Origin of the sequence: Affinirhizobium helianthi (assembly GCF_042680945.1) — a bacterium.
Classification (GTDB): Bacteria; Pseudomonadota; Alphaproteobacteria; order Rhizobiales; family Rhizobiaceae; genus Neorhizobium; species Neorhizobium helianthi.
Genome location: NZ_JBHUEQ010000004.1, coordinates 172,685 through 197,715, shown reverse-complemented (window position 1 = coordinate 197,715; position 25,031 = coordinate 172,685). Strand labels below are relative to the sequence as shown.

The 25,031-nt window shown below is 56.9% G+C and carries 23 protein-coding genes; 3 read left to right on the top strand and 20 right to left on the bottom strand.

Translation table 11 applies throughout. The annotated features are described in order from the left end of the window. Window positions 1-6 precede the first annotated feature (6 nt). The 18 genes from ACFSE1_RS04320 to ACFSE1_RS04235 all read right to left on the bottom strand — a co-directional run bounded on the left by ACFSE1_RS04320 (window position 7) and on the right by ACFSE1_RS04235 (window position 21,158). Window positions 7-708 (bottom strand): RraA family protein, encoded by a 702-nt coding sequence (locus ACFSE1_RS04320; protein ID WP_377396957.1) that lies wholly within the window; start codon window positions 706-708, stop codon window positions 7-9. 25 nt (window positions 709-733) lie between these two features. Continuing rightward, complete coding sequence (locus ACFSE1_RS04315; RefSeq protein ID WP_377396955.1) at window positions 734-1,516, bottom strand: alpha/beta fold hydrolase; 783 nt, start codon at window positions 1,514-1,516, stop codon at window positions 734-736. A 111-nt stretch (window positions 1,517-1,627) separates the two neighbouring features. Then, window positions 1,628-4,075, bottom strand: a complete 2,448-nt coding sequence (locus ACFSE1_RS04310; protein ID WP_377396953.1) for a non-ribosomal peptide synthetase — start codon at window positions 4,073-4,075, stop codon at window positions 1,628-1,630. A 130-nt stretch (window positions 4,076-4,205) separates the two neighbouring features. Next, entirely contained in the window at window positions 4,206-4,841 is a 636-nt protein-coding gene (locus ACFSE1_RS04305; RefSeq protein WP_377396951.1) for a LysE family translocator, read from the bottom strand. Between the two features lie 215 nt (window positions 4,842-5,056). Further along, the gene (locus ACFSE1_RS04300) at window positions 5,057-5,635 is read right to left on the bottom strand and encodes a type 2 periplasmic-binding domain-containing protein (protein ID WP_377396949.1); all 579 of its coding nucleotides are present in this window, start codon (window positions 5,633-5,635) and stop codon (window positions 5,057-5,059) included. A gap of 458 nt (window positions 5,636-6,093) precedes the next feature. Continuing rightward, complete coding sequence (locus tag ACFSE1_RS04295; protein ID WP_377396947.1) at window positions 6,094-7,083, bottom strand: beta-ketoacyl-ACP synthase III; 990 nt, start codon at window positions 7,081-7,083, stop codon at window positions 6,094-6,096. After that, window positions 7,080-8,348: an adenosylmethionine--8-amino-7-oxononanoate transaminase gene (locus ACFSE1_RS04290; protein ID WP_377396945.1), complete on the bottom strand. Its 1,269-nt coding sequence runs from the start codon at window positions 8,346-8,348 to the stop codon at window positions 7,080-7,082. Before ACFSE1_RS04290 ends, ACFSE1_RS04295 begins: the two co-directional genes overlap by 4 nt. Then, window positions 8,348-8,989 carry a dethiobiotin synthase gene (gene bioD / locus ACFSE1_RS04285; protein WP_377396943.1) on the bottom strand — a complete coding sequence of 214 codons (642 nt, stop codon included), beginning with the start codon at window positions 8,987-8,989 and terminating at the stop codon, window positions 8,348-8,350. Before bioD ends, ACFSE1_RS04290 begins: the two co-directional genes overlap by 1 nt. Beyond that, window positions 8,986-10,116: an 8-amino-7-oxononanoate synthase gene (locus tag ACFSE1_RS04280; protein ID WP_377396941.1), complete on the bottom strand. Its 1,131-nt coding sequence runs from the start codon at window positions 10,114-10,116 to the stop codon at window positions 8,986-8,988. Before ACFSE1_RS04280 ends, bioD begins: the two co-directional genes overlap by 4 nt. Window positions 10,117-10,396: 280 nt before the next feature. After that, window positions 10,397-12,010, bottom strand: a complete 1,614-nt coding sequence (locus ACFSE1_RS04275; protein WP_377396939.1) for a glycoside hydrolase family 43 protein — start codon at window positions 12,008-12,010, stop codon at window positions 10,397-10,399. Window positions 12,011-12,073: 63 nt separating this feature from the next. Then, window positions 12,074-13,207, bottom strand: coding sequence for a Gfo/Idh/MocA family protein (locus tag ACFSE1_RS04270; protein WP_377396937.1), 1,134 nt, complete (start codon window positions 13,205-13,207; stop codon window positions 12,074-12,076). 26 nt (window positions 13,208-13,233) lie between these two features. Continuing rightward, window positions 13,234-13,995 carry a sugar phosphate isomerase/epimerase family protein gene (locus tag ACFSE1_RS04265; protein ID WP_377396935.1) on the bottom strand — a complete coding sequence of 254 codons (762 nt, stop codon included), beginning with the start codon at window positions 13,993-13,995 and terminating at the stop codon, window positions 13,234-13,236. A 37-nt stretch (window positions 13,996-14,032) separates the two neighbouring features. Next, window positions 14,033-16,477, bottom strand: coding sequence for a beta-mannosidase (locus ACFSE1_RS04260; protein WP_377396933.1), 2,445 nt, complete (start codon window positions 16,475-16,477; stop codon window positions 14,033-14,035). A 10-nt stretch (window positions 16,478-16,487) separates the two neighbouring features. Continuing rightward, entirely contained in the window at window positions 16,488-17,576 is a 1,089-nt protein-coding gene (locus tag ACFSE1_RS04255; protein WP_377396931.1) for an ABC transporter ATP-binding protein, read from the bottom strand. Window positions 17,577-17,581: 5 nt separating this feature from the next. Next, on the bottom strand, window positions 17,582-18,523 hold the full coding sequence (locus tag ACFSE1_RS04250; protein WP_377396929.1) for a carbohydrate ABC transporter permease: 942 nt from the start codon (window positions 18,521-18,523) through the stop codon (window positions 17,582-17,584). Continuing rightward, a complete protein-coding gene (locus tag ACFSE1_RS04245) occupies window positions 18,516-19,418 on the bottom strand; it encodes a carbohydrate ABC transporter permease (RefSeq protein WP_377396927.1) in 903 nt (300 codons plus the stop codon). Before ACFSE1_RS04245 ends, ACFSE1_RS04250 begins: the two co-directional genes overlap by 8 nt. A 146-nt stretch (window positions 19,419-19,564) precedes the next feature. Continuing rightward, window positions 19,565-20,800 (bottom strand): ABC transporter substrate-binding protein, encoded by a 1,236-nt coding sequence (locus tag ACFSE1_RS04240; RefSeq protein ID WP_377396925.1) that lies wholly within the window; start codon window positions 20,798-20,800, stop codon window positions 19,565-19,567. A 37-nt stretch (window positions 20,801-20,837) separates the two neighbouring features. After that, window positions 20,838-21,158 carry a hypothetical protein gene (locus tag ACFSE1_RS04235; RefSeq protein WP_377396923.1) on the bottom strand — a complete coding sequence of 107 codons (321 nt, stop codon included), beginning with the start codon at window positions 21,156-21,158 and terminating at the stop codon, window positions 20,838-20,840. A 40-nt stretch (window positions 21,159-21,198) separates the two neighbouring features. On the opposite strand from ACFSE1_RS04235, the gene ACFSE1_RS04230 reads away from it, so the two are divergent. Continuing rightward, window positions 21,199-22,245 (top strand): LacI family transcriptional regulator, encoded by a 1,047-nt coding sequence (locus tag ACFSE1_RS04230; protein WP_377396921.1) that lies wholly within the window; start codon window positions 21,199-21,201, stop codon window positions 22,243-22,245. Between the two features lie 5 nt (window positions 22,246-22,250). Here the strand turns inward: ACFSE1_RS04230 and ACFSE1_RS04225 are convergent, their stop codons facing one another. Together ACFSE1_RS04225 and ACFSE1_RS04220 are read right to left on the bottom strand one after the other, a co-directional pair. Then, complete coding sequence (locus ACFSE1_RS04225; RefSeq protein WP_377396919.1) at window positions 22,251-23,675, bottom strand: methyl-accepting chemotaxis protein; 1,425 nt, start codon at window positions 23,673-23,675, stop codon at window positions 22,251-22,253. A 157-nt stretch (window positions 23,676-23,832) separates the two neighbouring features. Further along, on the bottom strand, window positions 23,833-23,997 hold the full coding sequence (locus tag ACFSE1_RS04220; protein ID WP_377396917.1) for a hypothetical protein: 165 nt from the start codon (window positions 23,995-23,997) through the stop codon (window positions 23,833-23,835). Window positions 23,998-24,163: 166 nt separating this feature from the next. On the opposite strand from ACFSE1_RS04220, the gene ACFSE1_RS04215 reads away from it, so the two are divergent. After that, window positions 24,164-24,514, top strand: coding sequence for an ArsC family reductase (locus ACFSE1_RS04215; RefSeq protein WP_377396915.1), 351 nt, complete (start codon window positions 24,164-24,166; stop codon window positions 24,512-24,514). A 14-nt stretch (window positions 24,515-24,528) separates the two neighbouring features. After that, a complete protein-coding gene (gene ybaK / locus ACFSE1_RS04210; protein ID WP_377396913.1) occupies window positions 24,529-25,008 on the top strand; it encodes a Cys-tRNA(Pro) deacylase in 480 nt (159 codons plus the stop codon). The last annotated feature ends 23 nt before the right edge of the window (window positions 25,009-25,031 follow it).

Genomic DNA, 25,031 nt, shown 5'->3' with positions numbered 1-25,031 from the left:
GCGCCTTTACAATCTGCCGAGCGATTTGACGATGTCGTAAAGACGTTCGCCCGCTGCGACACGCCGCTCAATCTCCTGCTCCGTGCTTTCAACGGCAAGGCACAGGCTGATCACCTCGCTGAACAGCGCGCTTGGAATGCAGATGATGCCGGTCTGATCGGCAAAGATCCAATCACCCTCATTCACCGTCACGTTGCCGATCCGGCACCATGTTCCCGTTTCCTTGACCTGATAATTGCCCTGGGTATCGGCGGGCGCGTAATTGGTCGCCCAGACGGGAATGGTTAGAAGTTCAACAGCATGCGCATCCCGCACGGCACCGCCAAGGACCATGGCCTCGAAGCCAATGCGCTGAAAATGCCCGCAACTGAAACCGCCCGCCAAGGCATATTCGGTCAGCAAGCCATCCTCCACCCCTGCCACGTAGATTCTGCCCGTACCGTCCTCAATATTCGGAAGCAGGAAGTCGGCTACGGCATCCCAGGTGGACCCCTGCGGCGCCATGATGCTGGAAGGCTTTCGAAGAGGCGCCCATCGCACGGTACACGCTTTTCCAAGTACCGGCCGTGTGTTTGCCTTGCCGACCACCTGCGATGGCAGCACGCCCCAGAAGCCCTTTCCGTCAAGAACGTCAGCTATTGTTCCCGCGTGGAGTTTCCTGGATAGATCGTCCAGATCAATCCTCTGCTCACCGGCATTTTCGTCCATTGTTTATACCTTTGAATATGTTTTCTTAAATTCGATCTGCATTCGATAATTCTGTTGCAGCCAGTATTTGTTCCGGTGTTTTCAGAATTGAATAGTGATCGCCTCGGGCGGGATGCACCGTCCAATTGGCAGCCGTCTGGTTCAGGATTTTCTGGATGAGCGCTTGATCCGTAGAGGCAAACGAACCCGCATCGGGAAGGATGACATCCAGCCTGACCTCTTGCGAAACCGCAACATCAGGCGCGTAAGCGTTATGCGCACTTATCTGACGTCTCATCGCATCGATGAAACCGGCAATATCGTCCTTGCGGAAGATTCTGGACGATACCAGCGCAGCTGCAAGGTCAGCATCCGCAAGATCCGCAAATCTGCGTGCAAAGGCCTCCGGAAATGTGGAGACATACCAGCGAAGAAGCGATCCATCAGAAAGCGTTGTACCCTCTGGCTCACTTTTGCCGTCAAGGTTCCTGGGCAGCGCATCGATCATGATAATGCGGGATGAAAGGCCCTGCAGCGAGCGTCTTCTCCCCAGCTCGTAGGCGATCCGGCCACCGAATGAGTGGCCGAGGACAGTACATGTTTCACCCAAAGCCAGGGTCGGAACCGCGCTGACAATCAGATCCGCCAGATGATCGACATGCTGCAGCGCCGGACTGCCCTTGAAGACCTCCATGAGTTCGACGGCAACAAGACCGATCCCCAGCGCGCTCAACGACCTGGCGATGGGATCGAAGGATGCACTGAAGGAACCCACGCCTGGAATGGCAAGCCATGTTCCTTGTGTGCCGGATGAGAGATTTTTCAACATTGAACGAATGACTCGATCTGTGCGTGACTGCTTACGCAGGCCGGTTGCATCTGAGGCTGCGGAAACAGGCGCCCGCGCCAATGCTGCAGGTGGGCGCTATCGGCAGCGGTTTCATGACAGTTCAGCTTGTTTCATCTGCTGGGCCAGCACGTCACTGACTTGTCTGACCGTGGTAAGCACCACCAGATCTGTCAGCGCAATGTCGAGGTTGAACTCGTCAAACACCATGTCTGCCATTTCCACCATCATCATCGAGTGGCCGCCTAGCGAGGTGTAACTGTCGTCAATGGAGAGGGACGGCACGCCGAAAAGCCTCTTCCAGATCTCCAGCAAACGCCGATCCGTGTCGTTACGGGCATCCAGTGCTTCGCTCGATGGCGCGGCACTCCGCAGTGTTGCCAGTGCTTGTCGATCAACCTTGCCTGAGGAATTGAACGGCAGAGATTCGATTTTGTGAAAGACCCTTGGCACCATGTAATCTGGCAAATGCTGCGCCAAACGCGCCCGGATGGGCTCGGTGCTTGCCGCTTGCGTCACAACGAAAGCCTCCAGCGCGGCAGTTCCACCATGCTCTGCGGCAACCGGAATAACCTCCGCATCGATGACATCCGGCAGGCCGGTCAGGATCGCGCGGATCTCGTCGAGTTCGACACGGAAGCCGCGGATCTTGATCTGGTTGTCGGCTCGCCCCAGAAATTCCAGCGCAAACTGGTCATTCCAGCGGGCAATATCCCCGGTGATATATCCGCGCTCGTCGTCTCGCTGGCGAAGATGTTCCGGCATAGGCACGAAATGTTTCGCTGTCGCCTCGGGGCGCTTCATATAGCCCTGCGCCACGCCATCGCCTGACACAACCAGCATGCCTCTTGCACCCACGGGCAATGGTCTGAAGCCAGCGTCCACCACCCAGGCGCCGGAATTGGAGAGCGGCCGACCGATTGGCACGCGTTCAGGCGGAAGAGCCTCGACAGAATGGAAGGTCGAAAGGACCGTATTCTCGGTCGGCCCGTAGGCATGTATCAGCTCAAGCTCAGGAAACCTTGTCCGCAACCGTCGAACGGTCTCGATCGGCGTCAATTCACCGCCATAAACCAGGTAGCGAAGCGGGGCGAGCGCGTCGATATTCGCTGAAACAATGTGTGTCAGCAAAGCGCTGGTGATGACCATCACCGTTACCTGCTGCTCCTGCACGATCTTTTCGAACACTTCGAGATCCGTAATGGCATCCTTGCCCAGACACACGATGGGAATGTTGTTGAGCAGGGCGCTCCAGATCTCGAAGGTGGATGCGTCGAAGCCGTGGCTGGAAATGGCTCCCATCCGGTCTTCGGCTTTCCAGGTAATATGCGCCGCATTGATCGCAAATCGCAGGACATTCCGGTCGGTGACCAAAACGCCTTTGGGTTTGCCCGTCGAGCCGGACGTGTAGATGGCATAGGCGATGCTGTCCGGCGTCCTTTGCCGGGGTTGAAAATGCGGGGCGGCTTCCAGCGGAATGGCATCAAGCGCATGGGCGCCGTCCAGCACCTCCTCGCCCCGATCCAACATCAGGGCAACACAAACATCCGCATCGGCAAATATCTGCCCGATTCTAGACGCCGGGTTTTTCGGAGACACGGGCACGTAATACCCGCCAGCCATAAGGATCCCGATATAGATGGCATAGGCATTTTCATTGCGATCAACCACGACACCGACGCCGCGGCCCGACGGATCGCAGATGGAAGTGAGCCAGGCGGCAATCGAACGCGCCCGCGCCAGAAGCGCCGAGAAAGTGGTATGCTTCGCGCCTGCGATTAATGCCGTTTCATCGCTATGGCTTGCGCTGGAGGCCAACAGGATGGAGATCAGATCCGAGTCACGCGGATAATCCGTGGCCGTGTCGTTGATCTGCTTCAACACATCCCATTGCCGGGGAGGAACGAGTTTGATGGCGGAATGCGGCGCGATAGGCTCGCATTGAAATTGCGTTCCATAGAAATCGAAACACTCGAAAACATGCGCAAGCCAGCCCGCAAACAACTGCTCGCTCGCGGCACTCACGGTGACAGACAAACCTTGTTCCGAAACGGCGAAATGGAAATCGATCTCCTGACCGCTATTGCTGTCGAGGACCCTCACGTGCAGGCTTTTGGTCCTGCTTTCATCAACAGCGTGCAGCACGCGCGACAACAGGACTTCCGTATGCGCGGCCATCGCACTGAATGAGCTGGCTTCATCAAGGTCATAGACAATCTGAACGGCCTGATGGGCACCGCCTTCCACTTCAACCTGGAGCAACACGGCCGTTGCATCGGTGAACGTCGCGAGCGTAAACGCAAAGACAGGCAAGAGAGACCTGGCACCCTTCAACCAGGACTCGGTGAGTTCGGAAGCGACAGATCGGCTGAAATCGCCAGTCAGTTGCAGCACTGTATCGGAGACCGCCGCCTCCCCTCCCCAATCTGCGGGCATATGCGAGATAGCGATCCCCGTGCGCTCACTGGGAAGCGAAGCAGCGCTCTCTTCCATCGAATTGGATTTCGAATAAGCCAAGCTCTCGCGCGATGCGTTACGCATGCCACACCATCCCATGAAAATATAATTGGAGCACATCCAGCAAAAGCGCGTCAGCGGTTTCTGCGTCTGAACTTCTTAAAAAACAAATAGATAGAGCAATTCAGGTCATGCCGGTTTTGCCGGAAATGCCCTAGTGCCTCAGCAAAGCAAATGCTGCATAAATGAAGAATAGACCCATGAAGCCATCAATCCATCGCCCGGCCTTGGCGTATAGATTGACCATTTTTTGAGTGGAAAACAGAAACGCTATACTCGAATAGAAAACAAAGGCAAAAATCATTGTGCCGCCGATGACAGCGAACACAACCCAGATGGGAGCATCCGGCGCCAATCCCAAGGAAATGATCGCTATCCACGTCATGATGGCCTTGGGATTTGTGATGTTCAACGCGCATCCATGCAGAAAGAAACTGAGAGCATCTTTACTGCTGAGATCCGAGGAAGAGACTTTCAACTCGCTGCTCGACACAACGGAACGCAATGTCTTGTAGGCAAGATACAAGAGGTAGATGCATCCAAAGATCTGGATGAACCACACTGCGCCGGGATAGGTTAACAATAGGGTGGAGAGCCCGAAGACCGAGAGAAGGCCCCAGAACATGGAGCTGGCCACGATACCAAGCCCGAGCACGAATCCGGCCTTGCGCCCGGATTCCATGGCGGCCCCCATTGTGGCCATCATGGCAGGACCAGGGCTCATCGCGGCAATGGCGTAGGTCGCGCAGGAGAGGAAGATGCCGGGCCAGTACGATTGGACGATGTCCATGGTCTTCATTCCACCGTGTTTTACATCTTGAAGGGTTGAGATCCGCTAGAGCATTTCCGGTGAAAACGGGGACACCTGAAATCCTCTGTATCTTTGTTTTTACGCAGTCCGGACGCAAAACCGCTAACGCACTTTTGCTGGACGTGCTCTAGTTCTGGCGCGGGGCATGTATTTGTTTCGAGGCACCCCGCCAGCTGGCAAATCGATCGGATCCGTCATGACACTCCTTCAGCGGCAACCTGGCCGTGGAGAGTGAAAACCATGGGCACAGGCCCGAAATTTTCCACGATTTTCAGACCGTGCATTTCCAGCGCCGCCATGGTCGTGATGCAACCGTCGGTCTTGCCGCTGGCGCAATCGACGGCCGCCTGAGAATTGCTCGTTGTAATGACCCGCTCCATCCCCTGAGGCACAAGGCTCTGCGGCGCAGGGTGGGTCGACACAACCCGCGGCGGCCGCCCATCCCGGGACGCCAGCAACATGGGAAAGGTCGACCAGATAAAGCTGTCGATGAACTTCAGCCGCGAAAGGTTATTGAAAACCACATTATACAAGTTGGGATAAACGGCGCAGGTGAGCAGCGCATGGCAGTGATCGCGCGGCATATGATCAATAGCGGATTCAACAGTTTCGTAGAGTTCGATGTCGCCCTTGATCTTGTTGCGAGAAAACCATTCCGCTGCCGCGGCAGCGAGATTTGTACCAGCAGGGCCGAGAGTATGAATAACGCGTATCGAGTCCAGCACTTGAAATCCATTGTTTAAATTGGTTTGCGGAGAATGATCGATCGGCACCGCATCTCAACGAGAACACTCTGACCGTCAGCGCGATATACGGCTGCGGACAAGGAACTATATTGACCGCCCTTCTGAATGATCCCATTTTCTGAAATCGGAAATTACATATCCTCCCAGAAAAAAATCCGGATAAAATCATACTAATAATACGACGCTATCAACCGATCTATATTTAAGAAATTCGAATAAATTCAATTCAATGAACTGAATATTCACTTTATATACGCTCAATACACAAATTCAATACGCAGAATTTACTGAAAGTCAACATAAATACTATTGCATTCTTCAAAATTGCTCAATCCACGCGGTCCACAGGAGACAACACGGCCTCACTCCTTTCCGCGCCCACGTACAGCACGCGTGCGGACTGCTTCAAAACAAAGAGACAGAGCATTTCAGGCGACTCCGTGTTCAACGGAATGCTTTGGCACGAAGACGCACCGTCGGCGCTTTCAGCAATGCGCAACCTGCCACACCACAGCGCAAGCAGACATTCCAGCCCCTGCAGCAGTCATGAGAAGCGTCTCGCCCGTCTTGAAGGGTCGCTCCTGCTGAGACAGAGATAGCGAGAGGGGAATGGTTGCCGCCGACGAGTTGCCGAACTCGGTCAAGCTTCGAACGGCCTTTTCAGGCGGCAGACGCAAGCGCTCGGTCACGGCATCAATCATGCGGCCATTGGCCTGATGCGGGATAAACCGATCGATTTGTTCGCGTGCCAGACCGGCATCGCCAAGCGCCTGCTCCGCAAGGCTGCACATCATGTCTACAGCCAGCGTGAAGACCTTGCGCCCATCTCGCATTGTCATGCGCGCATCCGCAGGCTCCATTCCGGCATCGAAGGGGTGCGCCGAGCCGCCAGCGGGAATGCCAATCAGATCGTAATGCGCGCCTGCCGAAACAAAGGCACTGGCAAGCAGGCCCCGCCTTTCGAGGGAGGGGGCAAGAACAACGGCACCGGCAGCATCGGCAAACAGGATGGTGCTGCCCCTCTCCTGCCAATTGATGCGTCGGCTCAGAATATTGGCTGCCACCAGAAGAACCGGCTTTGCCTGCGTTCGCACCAGCGCATCGGCCATGACCAATGCCTGAAGGAAACCGGAACAGGCGCCTGCGAGGTCCACGGCGCTACTTGAGACCATGCCCAGCTTATGCGCCAGCAGGGGTGCAGATGGGGGCAGAAGATGGTCGGGAGTGGAGGTTGCCAGAAGAACAAAGCCCATCTCCTTCGGCGCAAATCCGGATTGCTCAAGTGCAGCCTTCCCGGCATTCGCAGCCATATCCGTCAGGCGCTCGCCGTCCTGCGCCCAGCGACGGGAACGAATGCCGGTGCGCGCTTCAATCCACCCGTCTTCAAGGCCAAAATGCCTCTCCAGCTCAGCATTATCCACCCGACGCTCCGGTACATAATGTCCGAAACCCGCAAAGCGACTGCCGACTATCATGGCCTTGCGCCACCAAATAGCCGGATGGCTTCTTCCATGGCCCCATAGGCCAGATCAAGATCCCTTTCAGTTACACAATAGGGCGGCATCAGGTAGATGACATTGCCAAGGGGCCGGATGAGAAGGCCACGTTCGCGAAAAAACCTGCGAAGCTTCGGTCCGATCTCGGCAAGATAGCCGCCTTCCGACACCCGCAGTTCAATGGCGGCAATGGTGCCGGCCTGACGCGTCTCCGCTACAGTGGTCAGCTTAGACAGCTGCACCAGACGGCGATCATGCTCGCCCGAAATCCAATCCAGTCGCGACATCACCGGCTCGTCTCGCCATATCTGCAAATTCGCAACCGCAGCCGCACAGGCTATCGGATTGGCGGTGTAGGAACTGGAATGGAAAAAGGTCCGGCGCCGATCTTCGGAATAATGCGAGGCGAAAATGTCAGGGCTGGCCAGCGTCACCGCCAGCGGCAAAACACCACCCGTGATCCCCTTCGAGAGACAGAGAATATCCGGTGAAATACCGGCCTGATCACAGGCAAAGAGGCTCCCTGTACGCCCCCATCCGGTCATGACCTCATCGGCGATGAGAAGCACATCATAATGGCTGGTGATTTCTCGCAAGCGCGCCAGAAGAGTGGCGGAATAGGTCTTCATGCCGCCCGCACCGAGAACCAGCGGCTCAACAAGCAGTGCTGCAACCTCTCCGCTGCGACACAGCCGCTCCAGTTCATCGAGCGTCGCCTGTTCCTGGCCCGCGACGGGAAACGGGATTGTGTCGACACTGAAGAGCAGAGGCTGGTAGGCGGCATTGAAGACGCCTCTTTCGCCGGCAGACATGGTTCCAATCGTGTCGCCATGATAGCTGTGCGCCATCACAACGATGCGGGAGCGAGGCATTCCCAGATTGTGGAAGTGACCGAGGGCCATTTTGAGTGCCACTTCCACGGCAGTCGATCCGCTATCGGAGAAGAAGACGTGCTCCAGGCCCGTCGGTGAAATCCTGACCAGTTCGTCAGCAAGTTCCTCCGCAGGTTCATGGCTGTATTCGGCAAAGATGATCTGATCGTAGCGATCCAGCGCATGGCGCACAGCCTGCACAATGAGCGGGTGGCGATGGCCGTGGGTGATAACCCACCAGGAGGAAATGGCATCCAGCACCCGCCGCCCGCTTTCCTCGATCAGATAGGCGCCTTCGGTGGCGGCAATCTTGCCGAAGGCGGGTTCCAGCGCATGCTGGGTGAAGGGATGCCAGATGGATGAGGAAGACATTATCGACACTCGCTCCCCTTGAAATCCGAAAGGTCGAAACCTTGCTGGAATGCGCGCCTCAGCGTCTGTGGCGAAAGCAGCGCAAGGTCGGGAAGCCGCCCCAGGACACGCACCCTACCCATTTCCGCGATGATGGCTTGCGTGTCCGGCACCTCGTCACCAATGAAGGCGACGCCCAGCACCGGAATCTTGCGTGCGCGCATGGCTTCCAGCGAAAGCAATGTGTGATTGATCGTGCCAAGTGCTGTGCGGGCACACAGGATCGTAGGCAATCGCCATCGGGCAAAGACATCCGCAAATGTGACCTTCCGAGTAAGCGGCACCAGAAGGCCGCCAGCCCCTTCAATCACCAATGCGCCATCCACCTGCGGCACGGCTAGTCGTTCCGGCTCTATCTCCATCCCTTCCGCTTCGGCCGATCGATGCGGTGAAGCAGGAAGCTTCAACCTGTATGTTTCCGGGAGGATGCGCGAGGTGTTGACGGCAGCCAGCCGCGCGACGATTGCGCTATCTGTCTCCTCCTCAAGGCCGCTTTGAACCGGCTTCCAGTAAAAGCCGTTCAGGGCTTGAACCAGCGCTGCCGAAAAGACAGTCTTGCCAAGGCCAGTATCTGTTCCGGTCACAACAAAGGCCTGCTTCATATCGCTTTCTCCAGAAGGTCTGCCAGACAGGACAGCATGTCGCCGGTGGTCTTCGCATCCACATTCAGAGTGAGCGTGATGCGCAACCGCGCTGTGCGGGCAGGAACCGTTGGCGGACGAATGGCTCTGATATCGAAACCCGCCTCGACAAGTTGCCTCGACAGTTCAACGGCGCGCCTGTCGTCGCCGATCATCACTGGCAGGATTTGCGTTTCACTAGGAGAATGGCCGAATTTCTGCCGGAACAGGGAATGGGTCGCCGTCACCTGCTCGAGGAGTTTAAGCCGTCGCTGCGGTTCCTCACGGATCAGCCTCAGGGCATGTCTCACGGTATAGGCCTGAATGGGCGGCGGCGCTGTGGCATAGATAAACGGGCGTGCGCGATTGATCAGGTATTCGCACAGAACGGAATGGGCTCCGACCAGCGCCCCAAGGCTGCCCAGCGCCTTGCCGCAGGTATGGATGGTGATGATGTTTTCACGCCCTTCCCAGGCCGAGGCCAAACCGCGGCCTTCGGAACCATACACACCGGTCGCATGGGCCTCATCCACAATCAGGAAGGCCTGATATCGATCTGCAATGTCCACCAGAGCCTCCAGCGGCGCGCAATCGCCATCCATCGAATAGAGGCTTTCGACAACAAGCCAGGGGCGACCGGCATGGCCCGCAAACCGCCATTGCTTGATTGCCGCCTCAAAGGCATCGGCATCGTTATGGGCAACGCTTCGAATTTCGGCCCGGCTGGCACGCATTCCATCATGAGCGCTCGCATGAACGAGAGCATCATGGAGAATGAGGTCTCCTGCCTGCGGCAGTGTGGACAGAACAGCAAGATTGGCGGCATAGCCGCTGCCGAAATACAGCATCCGCGCCGCCCCGAAGAAGCGGGCCGCCTCTTCTTCCAGCAGCTCATGCTCCTCATGATGACCGCGCAACAGCCTTGAGCCGGAAGCGCCGACGGGCACACCCTGCTCCAGCCCCTGCACCACCAGATCCGCCAAAGCCTTGGAATTCGAGAGGGCGAGGTAATCATTGGAGGAGAAGTCGGCACCGCCTGTCCTTTCCAGAATCCGAAGGCGATCCCGGACAGTCAGGCTTCTGATTTTCGAGGCATAGAGATCGATCATCGCACTTTATAGATAAAACATTGATCCTCCATATCCGTACTGCGCAAATATCCTGATCGCAATCCGTTTTTATAGATAAAATTCCTCCACACGCTTGAAAGCCGCTACGGACAAAATCTGCCCGGTGAAGCCCGACGAGGAATTCAGTTATTTTCTAGGGTCTGTGACGGGGGCGGCGCGGAGACGCGAGACGTGCGTCGATCGGATGTGTCAGCGCCGGACGGTGAGCCGGCTGCGGGCGAGAGAAACGTTATCTCCCGCCCGTTTCACGCCCGCATGCTCAAGATTGGAGAGGCTGGTAGGTGAAGCTCAGGAAGTCAGCCGGTTTCGCCCGGCCCGTAATATCGAAAGCCACCATGCCCGCAAAGGCACCGGTGAACGAGCCATGCTCTCCGCGACCGCCTTCATCCGATACGACACCGGCATCCAGCACGGGACCAAGCGCCTTCCATTCCGCCTCATCGCCCACGCGATAGAAGAATTGCAGGTCGTTGTCCTTGATTTCCATGGCCAGATGAACCGGACCGTCGCCTATGGCTTCACCACTGCCGGCAGGAAACCCCATGCGGCCATGCGGGAAATCACCTGGGCAAGAGAAGACCGTTACGACGCGCCCAAGCTTCTCATGCAAAGTCACGACGACAGCGTGGAACTTGTAGCGATTATAGTAGTGGGTCAGGCCTGCAACCTGCTGGTAGGTCTCCGGCTGGAATTCCAACATCGTCTCGGCACAAAACTTATGGTGCTCCTGCCGGCGGGCAACCAGCGCCTGCTCAAACCAGGAGCCTATGCTTTCGCGTCCGAACAGCCTCAAGGCATCCGACCGTTCGGTGAGAGAGAACAAGCGCTCTGGCTCCGGGGTGCGGAGCCATTGGAAATCCTGCGACAGCTCGGGTCCATCGAAACGATAATCGATCCTCGCGGGAGCGTGTGCCGGCTCCACATCGGTCGGCGCTGGCACATGCACGGCGGGCACAGGCCCACCATGAGCGAGATAAAGCCAGTCATCGCGCCAGACACACTTCTGAATGGCGGTTTCGCGTCCCAGCGTGCAGCGCCTCTTGGGAGCCAGCGGCCTGCCGCAGAGATGCGTGTGATAGGCCTCGCCGCCGGGGGTCTCGACGTATTGACCGTGCCCGGCCCTTTGCAGCACCGCATCGGGCGAATCCTTGGAAGTGATGAGATACACATCCGGGTGCATCTCGTAAGGACCATCAATCTGGCGGGATCGCGCCATGGTGACGGCATGATCGTAACCTGTGCCGCCTTCAGCAGTTGTCAGATAGTACCAACCATTCCGCTTGAAGAGGTGTGGCCCTTCCACCAGTCCCAAAGGACTTCCGGCAAAGATGTTCTTGACGGGCCCTTTCAGACGTCCCGTTTTTGCATCCCATTCCTGAAGAAGAATTCCATCAAAGGCAGGTGTTTTGGGTGCACCGCCATAGCTTTCCGTGCGGTGGTTCCACTGCATGTTCAAGAACCATTTACGCCCATCGTCATCATGGAAAAGCGAGGGATCGAAACCCGATGAATTGACGTAGACAGGATCGGACCATTCGCCTTCGATGGTCGGGGACGTCACGATGTAATTGTGGGCGTCCTTGAAGTTGCCGTCATAGCGCTTCACATCGGTGAAGACGAGCCAGAACAGGCCGTCCGCATAGGACAGGCAGGGCGCCCAGATGCCGCAGCTATCCGGGTTTCCGCGCATATCCAGCTGGCTTTTGCGCTCCAGCGGACGGCGCACCAGCCGCCAGTTCACCAGATCGCGGGAATGGTGGATCTGCACACCCGGATACCACTCGAAAGTGGAGGTGGCGATGTAATAGTCCTCACCCACACGACATATGGATGGATCAGGGTTGAAGCCTGGCAATATCGGGTTGCGGATCATGGGAACTCTCCTCCTCTCCATGCGATCCGGCCCCCTTATCGGTCGGGGGCCAGTGCTTGCATCTCAGCGCAGAAGCGCCAGGGCTTCATCAATGCCCAGTGCCGCCGGCTGTGTGCAGCTGGTGGTCATGTCAATGAAGCGCCGTTCTTCACCGCTCTTGAGGATGGAGGTCATCACGTCGATGCCATGCAAAGCGCGGTCGAGGGAGCATCGGGGATCGCGCCCATCGATCAGCGCCATGGCCATATCGGCAAGTCCTGCCGTGCGGTAATTGGCACGGGGGCCGCGGGGGCTTTCCTGATTGTCCTTGGCAAAGGGGTGATCCCACATTTCCAAAGGCTGGATGTCGGTGTCGCGGCCGCTCGCCTCCACCGTCCCGCCGAAGAAATTCGGGTCCGGTACATAGATCGAGCCCTCTGTGCCATAGAGTTCCATGTTGGCATGGCGGTGAGACCAGACATCCCAGCTGGCGGACAGCGTAATCGTCGCACCGTTCACGAATTCCAGAAGCGCGTGGATGTTCGTGGGCGTCTCAACGGGAATGACGGTTCCCGCCAGTGGCTGGCTCGTTACCGTGCGCGTGGGGCTTGCCATGGAAGTGAGCGCTGCCACGCGTTTCACCGGGCCGATAAGGTTGATCAGGTTGGCAATGTAATAGGGCCCGAGATCGAGGATCGGGCCACCGCCCGCCAGGAAGAAGAAGCCGGGATTGGGATGCCACATCTCCATGCCGGGGCTCATGACATGGCAGGTGCCGGAAGTGATGCGGCCAATCGTGCCATCGTCGATCGTCTTGCGTGCCAGCTGGTGCGAGCCACCGAGGAAGGTATCCGGCGCGCAGCCAATGGCGAGGTTCTTTGCCTTGGCAAGCGCCCGAAGTTCCTCGCCTTCTTCCAGCGAGAGAACCAGCGGCTTCTCAGAATAGACATGCTTGCCCGCTTCCAGAATTGCCTTGGAAACGGCAAAATGGGTTGCGGGGATGGTGAGGTTGACGATGACATCCAGCTCATCATTCGCCAGCAATTCCTCGACCGATTGCGCCGTCACGCCGTATTCCTCGGCGCGAAGCTCCGCTGCATTGCGATTGATATCCGCGACAGCCAGCATCTTCAAACCTTTGAAGAGCGGGGCGAGCGAAAGATAGGTGGTGGAAATGTTGCCGCATCCAATGATGCCGACGCCGAGTTCCTTGGCCATATGCGCCACTCCGGAATCTATCAGTTTCAGTAGGTTTTGAAGGAAGCAATCGAGCGCGTGATCAGGCGGTCGATATCCTTCGGATTGTCATGTTCCACGATGAAGTGCTTGGCCGAGGTCTGGCGCAGCTTGGCCATCAGATCCTTCCACGGCACTGTTCCGTGGCCCACGTCAGCCCAGCCGTCTTCATCGGTGTTTTCGCCAGCTGGCGCGATGTCCTTCACGTGGACTGCGCGGATGCGTTTTGCTTCCTTTTCGATCCAGGCGAATGGATCCGCATTGCCCCGCACGACCCAGGCAATATCCGCCTCCCAGGCAAGATCGGGGCCGCCCGCAAAAATCTGCTCCTGCGGCGTCGATCCATCGGAGAGCGTCTGGAACTCGAAATCGTGGTTATGCCAGCCGAAAACGTAACCGGCATCCTGATACCGCTTGCCCGCCTCGGCAAGCCGCTTGCCGAATGCATACCAGCCTTCAGCATCAGCAGGGCGCTGATCCGGCATCAGATAGGGGCAGTAGATTGCCTCCATGCCCAGCGTTCTGGCAATCAGCATGGCCTGGGCTGGCTCCTTCTCCAGCATATCCAGCCCGAAATGCCCGGTCGGCATGGTCAGGCCATTGGCATCGAGATCGGCGCGCAGGCTCTTCAAGGCAGCTTCATCCATGCTGCCATAAATGCCGCCATAGCCCTCCACATGCGCATAGCCTGCGGAACCAAGCTTCTTGAAGATATCGGAAAGCGGCGGAAAATTCCGGGCGCTGTAAAGCTGGAAGCCAAGTTCGGTCATGTCATCCTCCCGGGCTAAATTGAGCCCTTGCTGGTCATTAAATCAATGCCCTGCCCGTCGAGCAGGCGTGAAGATCGTAAAGGCGGAAGTTCGGTGCTCCCGCATTTGGCTCTTGGGGGGTAAAGGTGATGCGCCGCATTTCTCCGGCTGCAAGATCGAAGGCATTGTCGGAGAAGCGGCCCGGCTGATCGCTTTCGATCAGCACGTAAAGCGCAAGCCCCGCCGCTTGAACTGTGAGATCATAGCCTCCCGTCAGAGCAGGCTGCACATCAAGACCAAGACCGGCTGGCTGGAGCGCAAGCGCCTTATAGGTTCCGTGAACGTAATGCCCTTCTCCGCCCATGCCATTGCTGGCGGTGAAGCTCCAGGCCAGCAGGCAATTGGATGCAATCTCTGCGGCGTCCATACGGACTGCCACGACAGCTGCATCGGGTGAGCACACAGCATCGAGGCTGCGCAGAAAACGTCTTTCGCCAGACAGCGTGAGGAGGGACAGGTTCAGCGTGACTGTCACATCATGCAGCGTGTCATTCACGACGGAGAAGCGAATTTCCGCTCCGTCATCGGACGGGATGGCAGCGACATTGACCGGCTGGAAGAAGCGCCGCGCCACATAGTGCAGAACCTTCCATCCACCGCCATAATCGAGGCTGGACCAGGAAGCGACCGGCCAGGTGTCATTCAACTGCCAGTACAGCGTGCCCATGCAGTGGGGTTTCAGCGAGCGCCAGTAATCCACCGCCGTCTTGATGGCGAGCGCCTGCTGCACCTGGCTCAGATAGACGAAATTGTCGAAGCCTTCCGGAAAGCGGAAGTAGCGGAACATGGTGGCCGCAATCCGCTCATTCCCGCCCGCATTTTTCTGGTGCAATTCCATCACCGGCGAGGCGATGTTCATATCGCTCTCTGCCGCATAGGTGCGGATGACAGGCAGAGAGGTGTAGGACTGAAAGCCGAATTCCGAGCAAAAGCGGGGCCGGACCTTGCGATAATCCTCGAACGGCTTGTTCTCATGCCAGACGGACCAGTAATGCATGTCGCCAGAGCCATCGGCATGCCAGGCATCACCATAATCGAGATAGCCGGAGGCAGGGCTGGACGGCCACCAGATGGCATCCGGCGCGGCCTTCATCAGCGCCTGCTCGATCGTGCGGTTCAGGCGGTCATAGGAAACGAGATAGCGATCACGGTTCTCCAGCGATTCCTTGAACCAGTTGAGCGCGCCCACCAGCTCGTTATCACCGCACCAGAGCACGATGGAAGGATGAGAGATCAGGCGGCGGACCTGATAATCCACCTCCTCCTCGACATTTTTCAGGAAGTCCGGCGTGGACGGGTAGAGGTTGCAGGCAAACTGGAAATCCTGCCACACCATGAGACCGAGTTCATCGCAAGTTTCATAAAACCCGTCGTCCTCATAAAAGCCGCCACCCCAAACCCGGATCATGTTCATATGGGCGTCTTTCGCCGACTGAAGCAGATCACGCGTTTTTTCCGGGCTGGTCAGGGAGAAGAGGGCATCGGCTGGAATCCAGTTGGCACCCCGGCAGAAGATTTCGCGCCCGTTGATGCGCAGCGCAAAGCGGCTTCCGGCTTCATCGGCGTCCGTCAGCAGCTCGACAGTTCGCAGACCAATCTTTCGGACGATGGATTCCGTGGGTGTCTCGACAGTTAGCCGATAGAGGTTTTGCTCCCCGCTGCCAGCAGGCCACCACAGTTTCGGCCTCTCAATGTGAAAGCCATGACTTACATAGCTAAGACCGGCCTGAACGTCGACATTCAGTTCAACCTCCTGCTCCCCAAGCATCAGGCGAACTGGCATCGTACCTTGCGTCTTCGCGTGAAGCTCAACCGTGACGGTGACATCAACCGTGTCGCCGTGATGCTGTTGGCTCGTTGTCACATGCTCAATGCGAGCCTGTTCCAAACGTCGCAGCTGCACCGTTCCATATAGCCCAAGCGGTGCAAGCGCGATGTTCCAGTCCCAACCGAAGTGGCATTGCGGTTTGCGCAGCAGGTTTCCATTCGGGATGGGCGAATTGGCGGTTGAATAAGGAATGTAGAAAGGTTGCTTCGCCTGCCGTTCCGCCCCTTCCCGGATGCTGGAATGGAACAGAATGCGGATGCGATTTTCACCTTGCCGAAGGGCCTGGCTGACATCCGGACGATATCGTTTGAAGCAGTTATCCGCCTCAAGCACCGTTTGGCCGTTGATCTCGATCTTGGCAACCGTATCGAGGCCGGTTATATCAAGATACCAATCGCCCGTCTCATCCTCGAGCGTGAAATCCCGCTCGATCTGCCAGTCCATATCGGCGATCCAGCGCAGATCCAGCTCGTTGCGGCCGAAATAAGGGTCCGGTATCAGGCCCGCATTCTTGAGGGCAGTGTGAACGTCTCCCGGTATCGGCATCAGGGCCTGCATTTCCTCATCCAGAGAGGAAAGCCGCCATTGGCCGGCAAGATCGACGCTGGAAGTCATGGCAGGATCCTTAAATGCGGTCTTCGGTCTCGGCATCGAACAGCGATGCAAGTCCCATGTCGAAGCTCATGCGAACCTTGGAACCGGGTGCATAGCGCCGGGCACCTGCTATTCTGACCGCCATTGTGTGACCGGCATGCTTCAACCACAGAAGGTTATCGGCGCCCATGGGCTCCTCGATATCGACCACGGCCTCATGGCTTTCCCGCGCCGCTTCCGGCTGATCGATGCCTACATGCTCCGGACGCACACCCAGCACGACCTTACGGCCCGTCGTCAAAGGTCCGTTTGCCTGGTAACCGTCCAGCGAGAAGTCCACGCCATTCGTGCGGAAAGCCGGTCTTCCACCCGCATCCACGATTTCGCCGCGCAGGAAGTTCATGGAGGGAGACCCGATGAATCCCGCAACAAACAAGTTGCGCGGCTTGTTGTAGATTGCGATCGGATCATCCAACTGCTGGATGACGCCGTTTTTCATGATGGCAATGCGATCCGCCAACGTCAGCGCCTCGATTTGGTCATGCGTGACGTAGATCATCGTATTCTTCAGGTTCTGGTGAAGACGCTTGATTTCGACGCGCAATTCCGATCGCAGCTTAGCGTCCAAATTTGAAAGCGGCTCATCGAAAAGGAAGACATCGACATCGCGCACCAGCGCACGCCCAATGGCGACACGCTGGCGTTGGCCGCCAGACAGTGCTGCCGGGCGGCGCTTGAGCAGCGGGCCAATCTGCAGAATTTCAGCCGCACGTGCCACGCGCTTGTCGATCTCGGCCTTCGGCACTTTCGCAACCTGAAGACCAAAGGACAGGTTCTTCTCCACCGTCATCTGCGGATAAAGCGCATAGGACTGGAACACCATTCCAATACCCCGGTCTTTCGGCTCTTCCCAGGTGACGTTGCGATCCTTGATGAAGATCTGTCCCTCGGTCGGCTCCAGCAGACCAGCGATACAATTCAGCAGAGTGGATTTGCCACAACCGGACGAACCAAGCAGCACCAGGAACTCGCCATCGTGGATATCGAGGTTGAGATCCTTGAGAACGGTGACCGCACCAAAGGAAAGTGAAAGGTTACGGATTGAAACACTATTGGCCATATAGATCAGCCCTTTACTGCGCCGGCGGCGATGCCACGGACGAACAATCTGCCGGAAATGAAGTAAACGATCAGCGGAACGGCCCCTGTGAGCAGCGTTGCCGCCATGTTGACGTTGTATTCCTTCACGCCCTGAACGGAGTTGACGATGTTGTTGAGCTGCACAGTCATCGGATAACTATCCGGCCTTGTAAACACGACACCGAAGAGGAAGTCGTTCCAGATGCCGGTGACCTGCAGGATCATGGCGACCACGAAAATCGGCAGTGCCATGGGCAGCATGATGCGGAAGTAGATCTGCCAGAACCCGGCCCCATCGATGCGCGCTGCCTTGAACAACTCCTCCGGCAGCGAGGCGAAGTAGTTGCGAAACAGAAGCGTCAGAATGGGCATGCCGAAGATGGTGTGCACGATCACAAGGCCGGATAGCGTGCCATAGATCCCAAGTTCACGCAGGATGATAACGATGGGGTAAATCATGACCTGATAGGGGATAAAGGCCCCCACGATCAGAATGGAGAAAAACAGTTCCGACCCTTTGAACTTCCAGTTCGACAGCGCATAGCCGCTGACGGATGCCACGGCGATGGAGACCACCACGGAGGGCAGAAGGATGCGAACCGAATTCCAGAAACCTCTGGACAGACCGTCGCAATTGAGGCCCGTGCAGGCGCTTGCCCAGGCTTTGGCCCAAGGCTCGAAGGTAATTTCTACGGGCGGTGAGAAAATATTGCCGAGCCGGATTTCCGGCATACCCTTCATGGACGTGACGACCATGACGTAAAGCGGCAGCAGGTAATAAAGCGCAGCGACGGTGAGCGTGCCATAGAGCATAATGTTCCGGCGCGAGAGGACCTTCTTCGGCTTGCGTCCGCTTGGCCCTGCAACCTCTGGCGTCACAGCATCGAAACTGGCAGCCGTGCTGTTCAATGTGGAGATATTAGCCACGCTTTTTACCTCCGAATTCGAGATAGGCCCAAGGGATGATGATAATGGCAACGGTAATCAGCATCATGGTTGAGGCGGCAAAGCCTTGGCCCAGATTTTGAGCCTGGAACATATAGTCGTAGACGTATTTGGCTGGCACTTCGGAGGCTATGCCAGGGCCGCCGCTCGTCTGGGCCACCACGAGGTCGTAGACCTTCACGATGCCGCTGGCGATGAGAACGAGCGTGGTGATGAAGACCGGACGCATCATGGGGATGACGATAAATAGGTAGGTGCGCCACATGGGAATGCCGTCCACACGCGATGCTTTCCATATGTCTTCATCGATACCGCGAAGACCGGCCAGCATGAGGCACATGACAAGGCCTGTTCCCTGCCACAGGCCAGCGATCAGAATGCCGTAGATAACGATATCCGGATTGTAGAGCGGGTCGAAATGGAAATTGGTAAAGCCGAGGCTGCGCACGATACCTTGGATGCCGAATTCCGGGTTCAAAATCCATTGCCAGACAAGGCCTGTGACGATGAAAGATAGCGCGAATGGATAAAGGAAGATGGTGCGAAAGATATTTTCGAAGCGGATTTTCTGATCCATCAGGGCGGCCAGAACAAAGCCGATGACGAGACTGAAAATCAACGACAATACGCCGTAGATCGCAAGGTTCTGGATAGACATGATCCAGCGTGGAGCTGCCCAGAGCCGCTCATATTGATCAAGCCCGATGAATTGCAGGCGTGGTAGAAGGCTGGAGCGGGTGAAGGAATAGACAATCGTCCAGATGCTTCCGCCGAGAAACACCACCAATGCCACAAGGATCATCGGGATCAGGGCGATCTTGGAATTCAAATTTCTAAACAGCTGGTTCGGTCTGCCAGCCGGCGCAGGCATTGTCATGTAAAGAGATCCTCCTCATCAGCGGGCATAGGGGGGCGAGCATTGGGATTGCGCCAATGCGGGCGATCAGATGCCATCATCATCCTGTTGGGGATGGAGAGCCGGCCCCTCTTCCGAGGAAGAACGGCCGGCTCGCCGCGGGGTGATCAATCCGCCGATGCAATAATTTCGGCGAAACGCTTCTGAGCCGCTTCCGGCGTCATGGATGCGTTGGCGAAGAACTGCGAGAACAGATCTTCCTTCTGCTTTTGCGTATCAGGCGACAAAAGCTGGTCGGTGCTGGAGAGGATATTGCCCTTGGCAAGCACATCCAGACCCTTCTTCATGCAATCATTCGCGGAGGCGAGATCAACATCCCCGCGCACTGGCAGCGATCCCTTTTTCAGGTTGAAAGCCACCTGCACCTTCGGATCCACAATGGTTTCAGCCAGCACTTCCTGCGCCTTGGATTTTGCCTCATCCTTCAGAAGCGGGAAGTAGAAGGCATCGCCACCCGCTGTCAGATACTGGTTTACACCAAGGCCCGGCAGGCATGTGTAATCTGTTCCTGCCTTCTTTCCGGCCAGCTGGAATTCACCCTGCGCCCAGTCACCCATGATTTGACCACCAGCCTTGCCAGTGACAACCATGTTGGTGGCCTGGTTCCAATCCTGAACATTGGAGCCCTTGGCCATTTTGCGGGCATCATCCGCGGCCTTGAAGATCTTCGCCATTTCCGGACCGGCCGCGGCTTCCGCATCCTTGTCCTTGAAGATCTTCATGTAAAGATCCTTGCCGCCCAGCGAGATGATGAGCGTATCGAAGGCACCGGACGACTGCCATGGTTGACCGCCCAGCGCCAGCGGCAGAATGCCCGCCTTCTGCAAGGCCGGACCGGCGGCCACGAATTCATCCCAGTTCTTCGGTACTGCAACGCCTGCTGTCTTGAAGGCATCGTTGGAAAGCCAGAGCCATTGCCAGGAGTGGATATTCACCGGCGCGCAATAGATCTTGCCGTCGATGGTGCAGCTTTCAAGCAGGCTGGCAGGCTTGATGATGTCCTTCCACTTGCCCTTTTCGGCCACCTCGGTCAGGTCTCGCATCAGCCCCGCCTCAGCCAGTTCCTGCGCCTGACGGCCGTGGTTAAACTGGGTGGCACCCATGGGATCACCGCCCGTAATGCGGCTGATCATAATGGGGCGCGCCGTTCCGCCGGAACCGGCAATAGCGCCATCAACCCATTTATTGCCAGTCGCGTCAAACGCCTTGGCGAGTTCTTTCACGGCTGCAGCTTCGCCACCGGATGTCCACCAATGGGTGACCTCCAGATCTGTCGCGGATGCAGGCACTGCCGGCAGCATGACGCCTGCCACGAGAACGGCTTTCAAAGCACGCATAATCATGAGTCTCCTCCCTCACTGAAACGTTGCCGTAAAAAAGCTATGTCAAACATGCATGAAGCGCAACCGCTTTTCTTAATAAATAATTGCTCTCTTTTTCGAATAAACCTAAAATTGCATCCTGAACCGCAAAATGCGGCAAAAACGACAAAAAATTCGCGTTTTTCCCGCGTATTTTTCCGGTATTTTTCCATAACCTGTGCTGTGCAGCAACAATTGTGCGCTTGCGTTGTGCAATCAAAAATTGATTTCTCAGTCTCTCGCCTGTGAAAAATCGCTTGCGAAATAAACTGTAACGTTTCAGTTTCTCGTGATTGAGCACTTCCCTTAGAAACCCTTTACAGGCCGTTTCCAGACGCAACTGAGATGGCTATAAGGAGGCACGCAAACGGTGGAAGCTTATGGACGAAGGCAATCAACCCAAATCAGCCGACCTCGTGGCGGCAGCAGGTACGCGGCCGACCCTGAAGACGATTGCCTTCATGACCGGTCTGGGCATCACCACGGTTTCCCGTGCGTTGAAGGATGCGCCGGATATTGGTACCGAGACCAAGGAGCGTGTTCGGCTCGTCGCAGCCCAGCTCGGCTATCAGCCAAACCGTGCGGGCGTTCGTCTGCGCACGGGAAAAACCAATGTGATCGCCCTGGTCCTCAGCATCGAGGAAGAGCTTATGGGATTCACGAGCCAGATGATGTTCGGAATTTCCGAGGTTCTGGCGGGCACGCAATATCATCTCGTACTGACGCCCCATGTGCATCACCGCGACCCGATGGTGCCTATTCGATATATTCTGGATACCGGCTCGGCGGACGGCGTCATCATCTCGCGCACCTCGCCTGACGATCCCCGCGTTGCCCTGATGACGGAGCGGCGCTTTCCCTTCGCTACCCATGGCCGGACAGACATGGGCATCTGTCATCCCTTCCACGACTTCGATAATGAAAGCTACACCTATCAGGCAGTGAAGAAGCTGGTGGAAAAGGGGCGCCGCCACATAGCACTTCTCGCACCGCCAGCACGGCTGTCCTATTACTTACATAGCCGAATTGGCTTTGAACGTGCGCTGGCAGAAACTGGCGCACGGGAGGTTTCCATGGGGCGCGTCACGAGCGAGGCCCCGCTGGAGACGTTGCGGTCTTCAATGGAGAGCCTCATGCGCTCCGGCGATCCGCCGGATGGCATCGTGTCCATCAGCGGCAGTTCCAGCATTGCGCTTGTGGCCGGGCTGGAGGCAGCCGGTAAGCGCCTCGGTCACGATCTGGATATGGTGTCCAAGCAGTCGGCAGATTTTCTCAACTGGATTCGCCCCGAAATCCTGACCGTGAATGAAGATGTGCGTCAGGCCGGTCGCGAACTGGCAAAAGCGGTCATCGCGCGCATTGATGGCATCGCCCCAGATCTGCTTCAGAGCATCAGCAGGCCTGTCTGGTCGGAAAGAACCCGCTGAGAGGATCAGGCTCGAATAGCCAGCCGTAATCCACCCCAATGCCGGCCGTTCACAGTAATCGGCGCCGAAATGTCCTTCATCAGCACAAAATTGCCTCCGCCCATATCGCGTCGATAGGTCTGGAGCAGGAAAGGTGCCTTGCTGCGCCCGGCGGCAAGGCCCACTCGGTCATTGAAGATGCGGCGGTTCCGGCTATTAGCCGTGTTCCATGTTACATCGCCAGGCCGCTGCGGCTGAGAGAACTTGGCATTGTGGGTTGGCAGATAGCCGTTCTCGTCTACCGCCGCACAGAAGGCGATACGTTCGTCGCTGCTTGCCACCTCCTCCTGCAAGGAGGCAAGTACGCTATCGGTGAAAGCGGTAAAGCGGGTTAGATATTGCACGGGGTCGCTGCCCTGGATGGGCTGGTACTGACGGTCGAACAGGGAGCCCAGATCAATTCGGCCCTGCTGAACCTTCTCCTCGAAAAGACGACCAATATCGGCAGCCACCCGCATGGCAAGATTGATATAGGGCGTATCTTTTGTCTCCATGCCCGTAGTCGCAATGGCCTGAATCATTCGCTCCGAGATATTGACCACCTCGTTCACCCTTGAAGATGTCGCCTGCAGCTGATCGTTCGACTTGAGGACTGCATTGGCCGTCACTGCGATGGTAGAGGCAAATTCGCTGCATCGCTGGTCAACATCTTCCGTCGTGCCAGCCAGAGAAGATGCACTGTTCAGAATTCGCGTCATCACCTCCTCCACCTGCTGGAAGGAGCCTTTGACCTGCTGTGCGGTGGTGCGCACTTCTTCAGCCGAGTTTCTGGCACCCTCGCCCGCCGCAATCAGTGTTTCGATCCGCTCGCTGAGTGTCTTAAGGGTCTGCTGAATGGAAGAGGTCGTTTGTGACGTCTGCAAGGAGAGGGCGCGCACTTCAGCGGCAACGACAGCAAATCCCTTACCGGCCTCGCCTGCCCTTGCTGCTTCGATTGCGGCATTCAAGGCAAGCAGATTGGTTTGGCGTGCGATGGTGCCGATATCCTCCGCCAAACGGGCAACTTCTCCAAGGGAGGAGGAGAAGGATCGAATCTCGGTACCTATGCCTTGGGAAACCGTGACCATGTGATCAATGGCCTGAATCGAGCCATCCAATTGCTGTGATTGGACGCCGAGCACTTCTCGAGCACTGCTGGCCAGGCTATCGGTTTCTCCAAGCGTTTGGGCAATCTGGCGGTTCGCAACTGCGATAGACTGGGCGGCTCCAGTCATGCGCGTAAGATAAGAGGCTTGCTCGGAAGATTGCGCAGCCGTGTCTTGAATTGCGCCAGCGATATCTACCAGATGGAGCCCCAGATCCGACGCTTCCGTGGCGATACGCGCAACAGCAGTCCGCAGAGGGGTTTCTTCAGCTTCTGGCTGACGAAGCGATAAAGACAAAGCGCTCACGACACACTCCCGTTTCCCGTAAGCGAGCATGTGTCAGCAGGATTAATATTAGGTTTAACTTACCTATTATATGCAACCTCCACCTGAGTGAGGTTACATAACAAAAGAGCCGCGACAGGCGCGGCTCGGTATCGGCAATATCTGCAGTCGCAGATGATTACGTACGGTCAAACGCCGCCGGGTCGATCCCCAGCGTTACCAGATCGCGCTTCTTGGGCTTGCGACCAGCCTCAACGGCGGCAGAAGCAGAAGCAGCGGCACCGAAAACAGCGATGGCACGACCAATAAAACCACCGCGCATCCTGTTGATATTCGTAGACATCGTCATCTCCTTTTCGATATCTGAAATATCGGACTCGCCCCGGTTTTTTGCAATGCACAAGAGGCGATGGGAGCCATGCAACCCATGCATGGATAGCAACAGGCTTTACCAATTGATAATTGTTACGGCGAAATCCAGTGTTCGACCGATGGCTTGAGGAGCGGATATGACAACGATTTACGGAATCAAGAACTGCGACACGATGAAGAAGGCGCGGGTCTGGCTGGAGCAGAATGGAATTGCCCATAGCTTCCACGATTACAAGATTGCGGGCATCGATCGCCAGCAACTGGAAGCCTGGGTCGATGCAAAGGGTTGGGAAACGCTGCTCAACCGGGCAGGCACGACATTCCGCAAGCTCTCGGACGAAGACAAGGCCAATCTGGATCGAACCAAGGCCATCGATCTGATGCTGGCGCAGCCTTCCCTGATCAAGCGGCCCGTTCTGGTCGCCAAGGATGACATCACCGTCGGCTTCAAGCCTGACATCTACGCAGCCCTCTTTGCGGGCAAATGAAGCTGGGTTGCACCATGTCGAAGACCACGCGCGCCACGCAGGCCCTCACCCAGGCCGGAATCTCGTTCACGGTTCACACCTATGACTACGATCCCAATGCCGAGCGCATAGGCTTGCAGGCGGCAGAGGCAATTGGCGAAGAGCCTCATAGAGTTCTCAAGACACTTATGGCCGAGGTCGATGGCAAGCCGGTATGCGTGGTGGTGCCATCCGATCGCGAAGTTTCCATGAAGAAACTTGCCGCTGTCTTCGGGGGCAAGTCCGCCGCCATGATGAAGCCTGCTGTGGCGGAGAAGGCAACCGGCTTCGTGGTGGGCGGCATAAGCCCCTTCGGCCAGAAAAAGAAGGTGCCAACTGCCATCGAGCAAGCGGCCATGGATGAGCCGCTGGTCTATATGAACGGTGGCCAGCGCGGACTTCAGATTCGTCTGTCACCACAGGATGCGGTGCGCGTTCTGGGTGCCATTGTCGCCTCGGTTGTTGCGGACCATTGAAGGGCGGCCTATCTGTTTCTCTG

Excerpts from the sequence above, each read along its gene's own strand:
- ACFSE1_RS04320 (WP_377396957.1), bottom strand. The coding sequence starts at position 708 with ATGGACGAAAATGCCGGTGAGCAGAGGATTGATCTGGACGATCTATCC.
- ACFSE1_RS04315 (WP_377396955.1), bottom strand. The coding sequence starts at position 1,516 with ATGTTGAAAAATCTCTCATCCGGCACACAAGGAACATGGCTTGCCATT.
- ACFSE1_RS04310 (WP_377396953.1), bottom strand. The coding sequence starts at position 4,075 with ATGCGTAACGCATCGCGCGAGAGCTTGGCTTATTCGAAATCCAATTCG.
- ACFSE1_RS04305 (WP_377396951.1), bottom strand. The coding sequence starts at position 4,841 with ATGGACATCGTCCAATCGTACTGGCCCGGCATCTTCCTCTCCTGCGCG.
- ACFSE1_RS04295 (WP_377396947.1), bottom strand. The coding sequence starts at position 7,083 with ATGATAGTCGGCAGTCGCTTTGCGGGTTTCGGACATTATGTACCGGAG.
- ACFSE1_RS04290 (WP_377396945.1), bottom strand. The coding sequence starts at position 8,348 with ATGTCTTCCTCATCCATCTGGCATCCCTTCACCCAGCATGCGCTGGAA.
- bioD (WP_377396943.1), bottom strand. The coding sequence starts at position 8,989 with ATGAAGCAGGCCTTTGTTGTGACCGGAACAGATACTGGCCTTGGCAAG.
- ACFSE1_RS04280 (WP_377396941.1), bottom strand. The coding sequence starts at position 10,116 with ATGATCGATCTCTATGCCTCGAAAATCAGAAGCCTGACTGTCCGGGAT.
- ACFSE1_RS04275 (WP_377396939.1), bottom strand. The coding sequence starts at position 12,010 with ATGATCCGCAACCCGATATTGCCAGGCTTCAACCCTGATCCATCCATA.
- ACFSE1_RS04270 (WP_377396937.1), bottom strand. The coding sequence starts at position 13,207 with ATGGCCAAGGAACTCGGCGTCGGCATCATTGGATGCGGCAACATTTCC.
- ACFSE1_RS04265 (WP_377396935.1), bottom strand. The coding sequence starts at position 13,995 with ATGACCGAACTTGGCTTCCAGCTTTACAGCGCCCGGAATTTTCCGCCG.
- ACFSE1_RS04260 (WP_377396933.1), bottom strand. The coding sequence starts at position 16,477 with ATGACTTCCAGCGTCGATCTTGCCGGCCAATGGCGGCTTTCCTCTCTG.
- ACFSE1_RS04255 (WP_377396931.1), bottom strand. The coding sequence starts at position 17,576 with ATGGCCAATAGTGTTTCAATCCGTAACCTTTCACTTTCCTTTGGTGCG.
- ACFSE1_RS04245 (WP_377396927.1), bottom strand. The coding sequence starts at position 19,418 with ATGACAATGCCTGCGCCGGCTGGCAGACCGAACCAGCTGTTTAGAAAT.
- ACFSE1_RS04240 (WP_377396925.1), bottom strand. The coding sequence starts at position 20,800 with ATGATTATGCGTGCTTTGAAAGCCGTTCTCGTGGCAGGCGTCATGCTG.
- ACFSE1_RS04230 (WP_377396921.1), top strand. The coding sequence starts at position 21,199 with ATGGACGAAGGCAATCAACCCAAATCAGCCGACCTCGTGGCGGCAGCA.
- ACFSE1_RS04220 (WP_377396917.1), bottom strand. The coding sequence starts at position 23,997 with ATGTCTACGAATATCAACAGGATGCGCGGTGGTTTTATTGGTCGTGCC.
- ACFSE1_RS04215 (WP_377396915.1), top strand. The coding sequence starts at position 24,164 with ATGACAACGATTTACGGAATCAAGAACTGCGACACGATGAAGAAGGCG.
- ybaK (WP_377396913.1), top strand. The coding sequence starts at position 24,529 with ATGTCGAAGACCACGCGCGCCACGCAGGCCCTCACCCAGGCCGGAATC.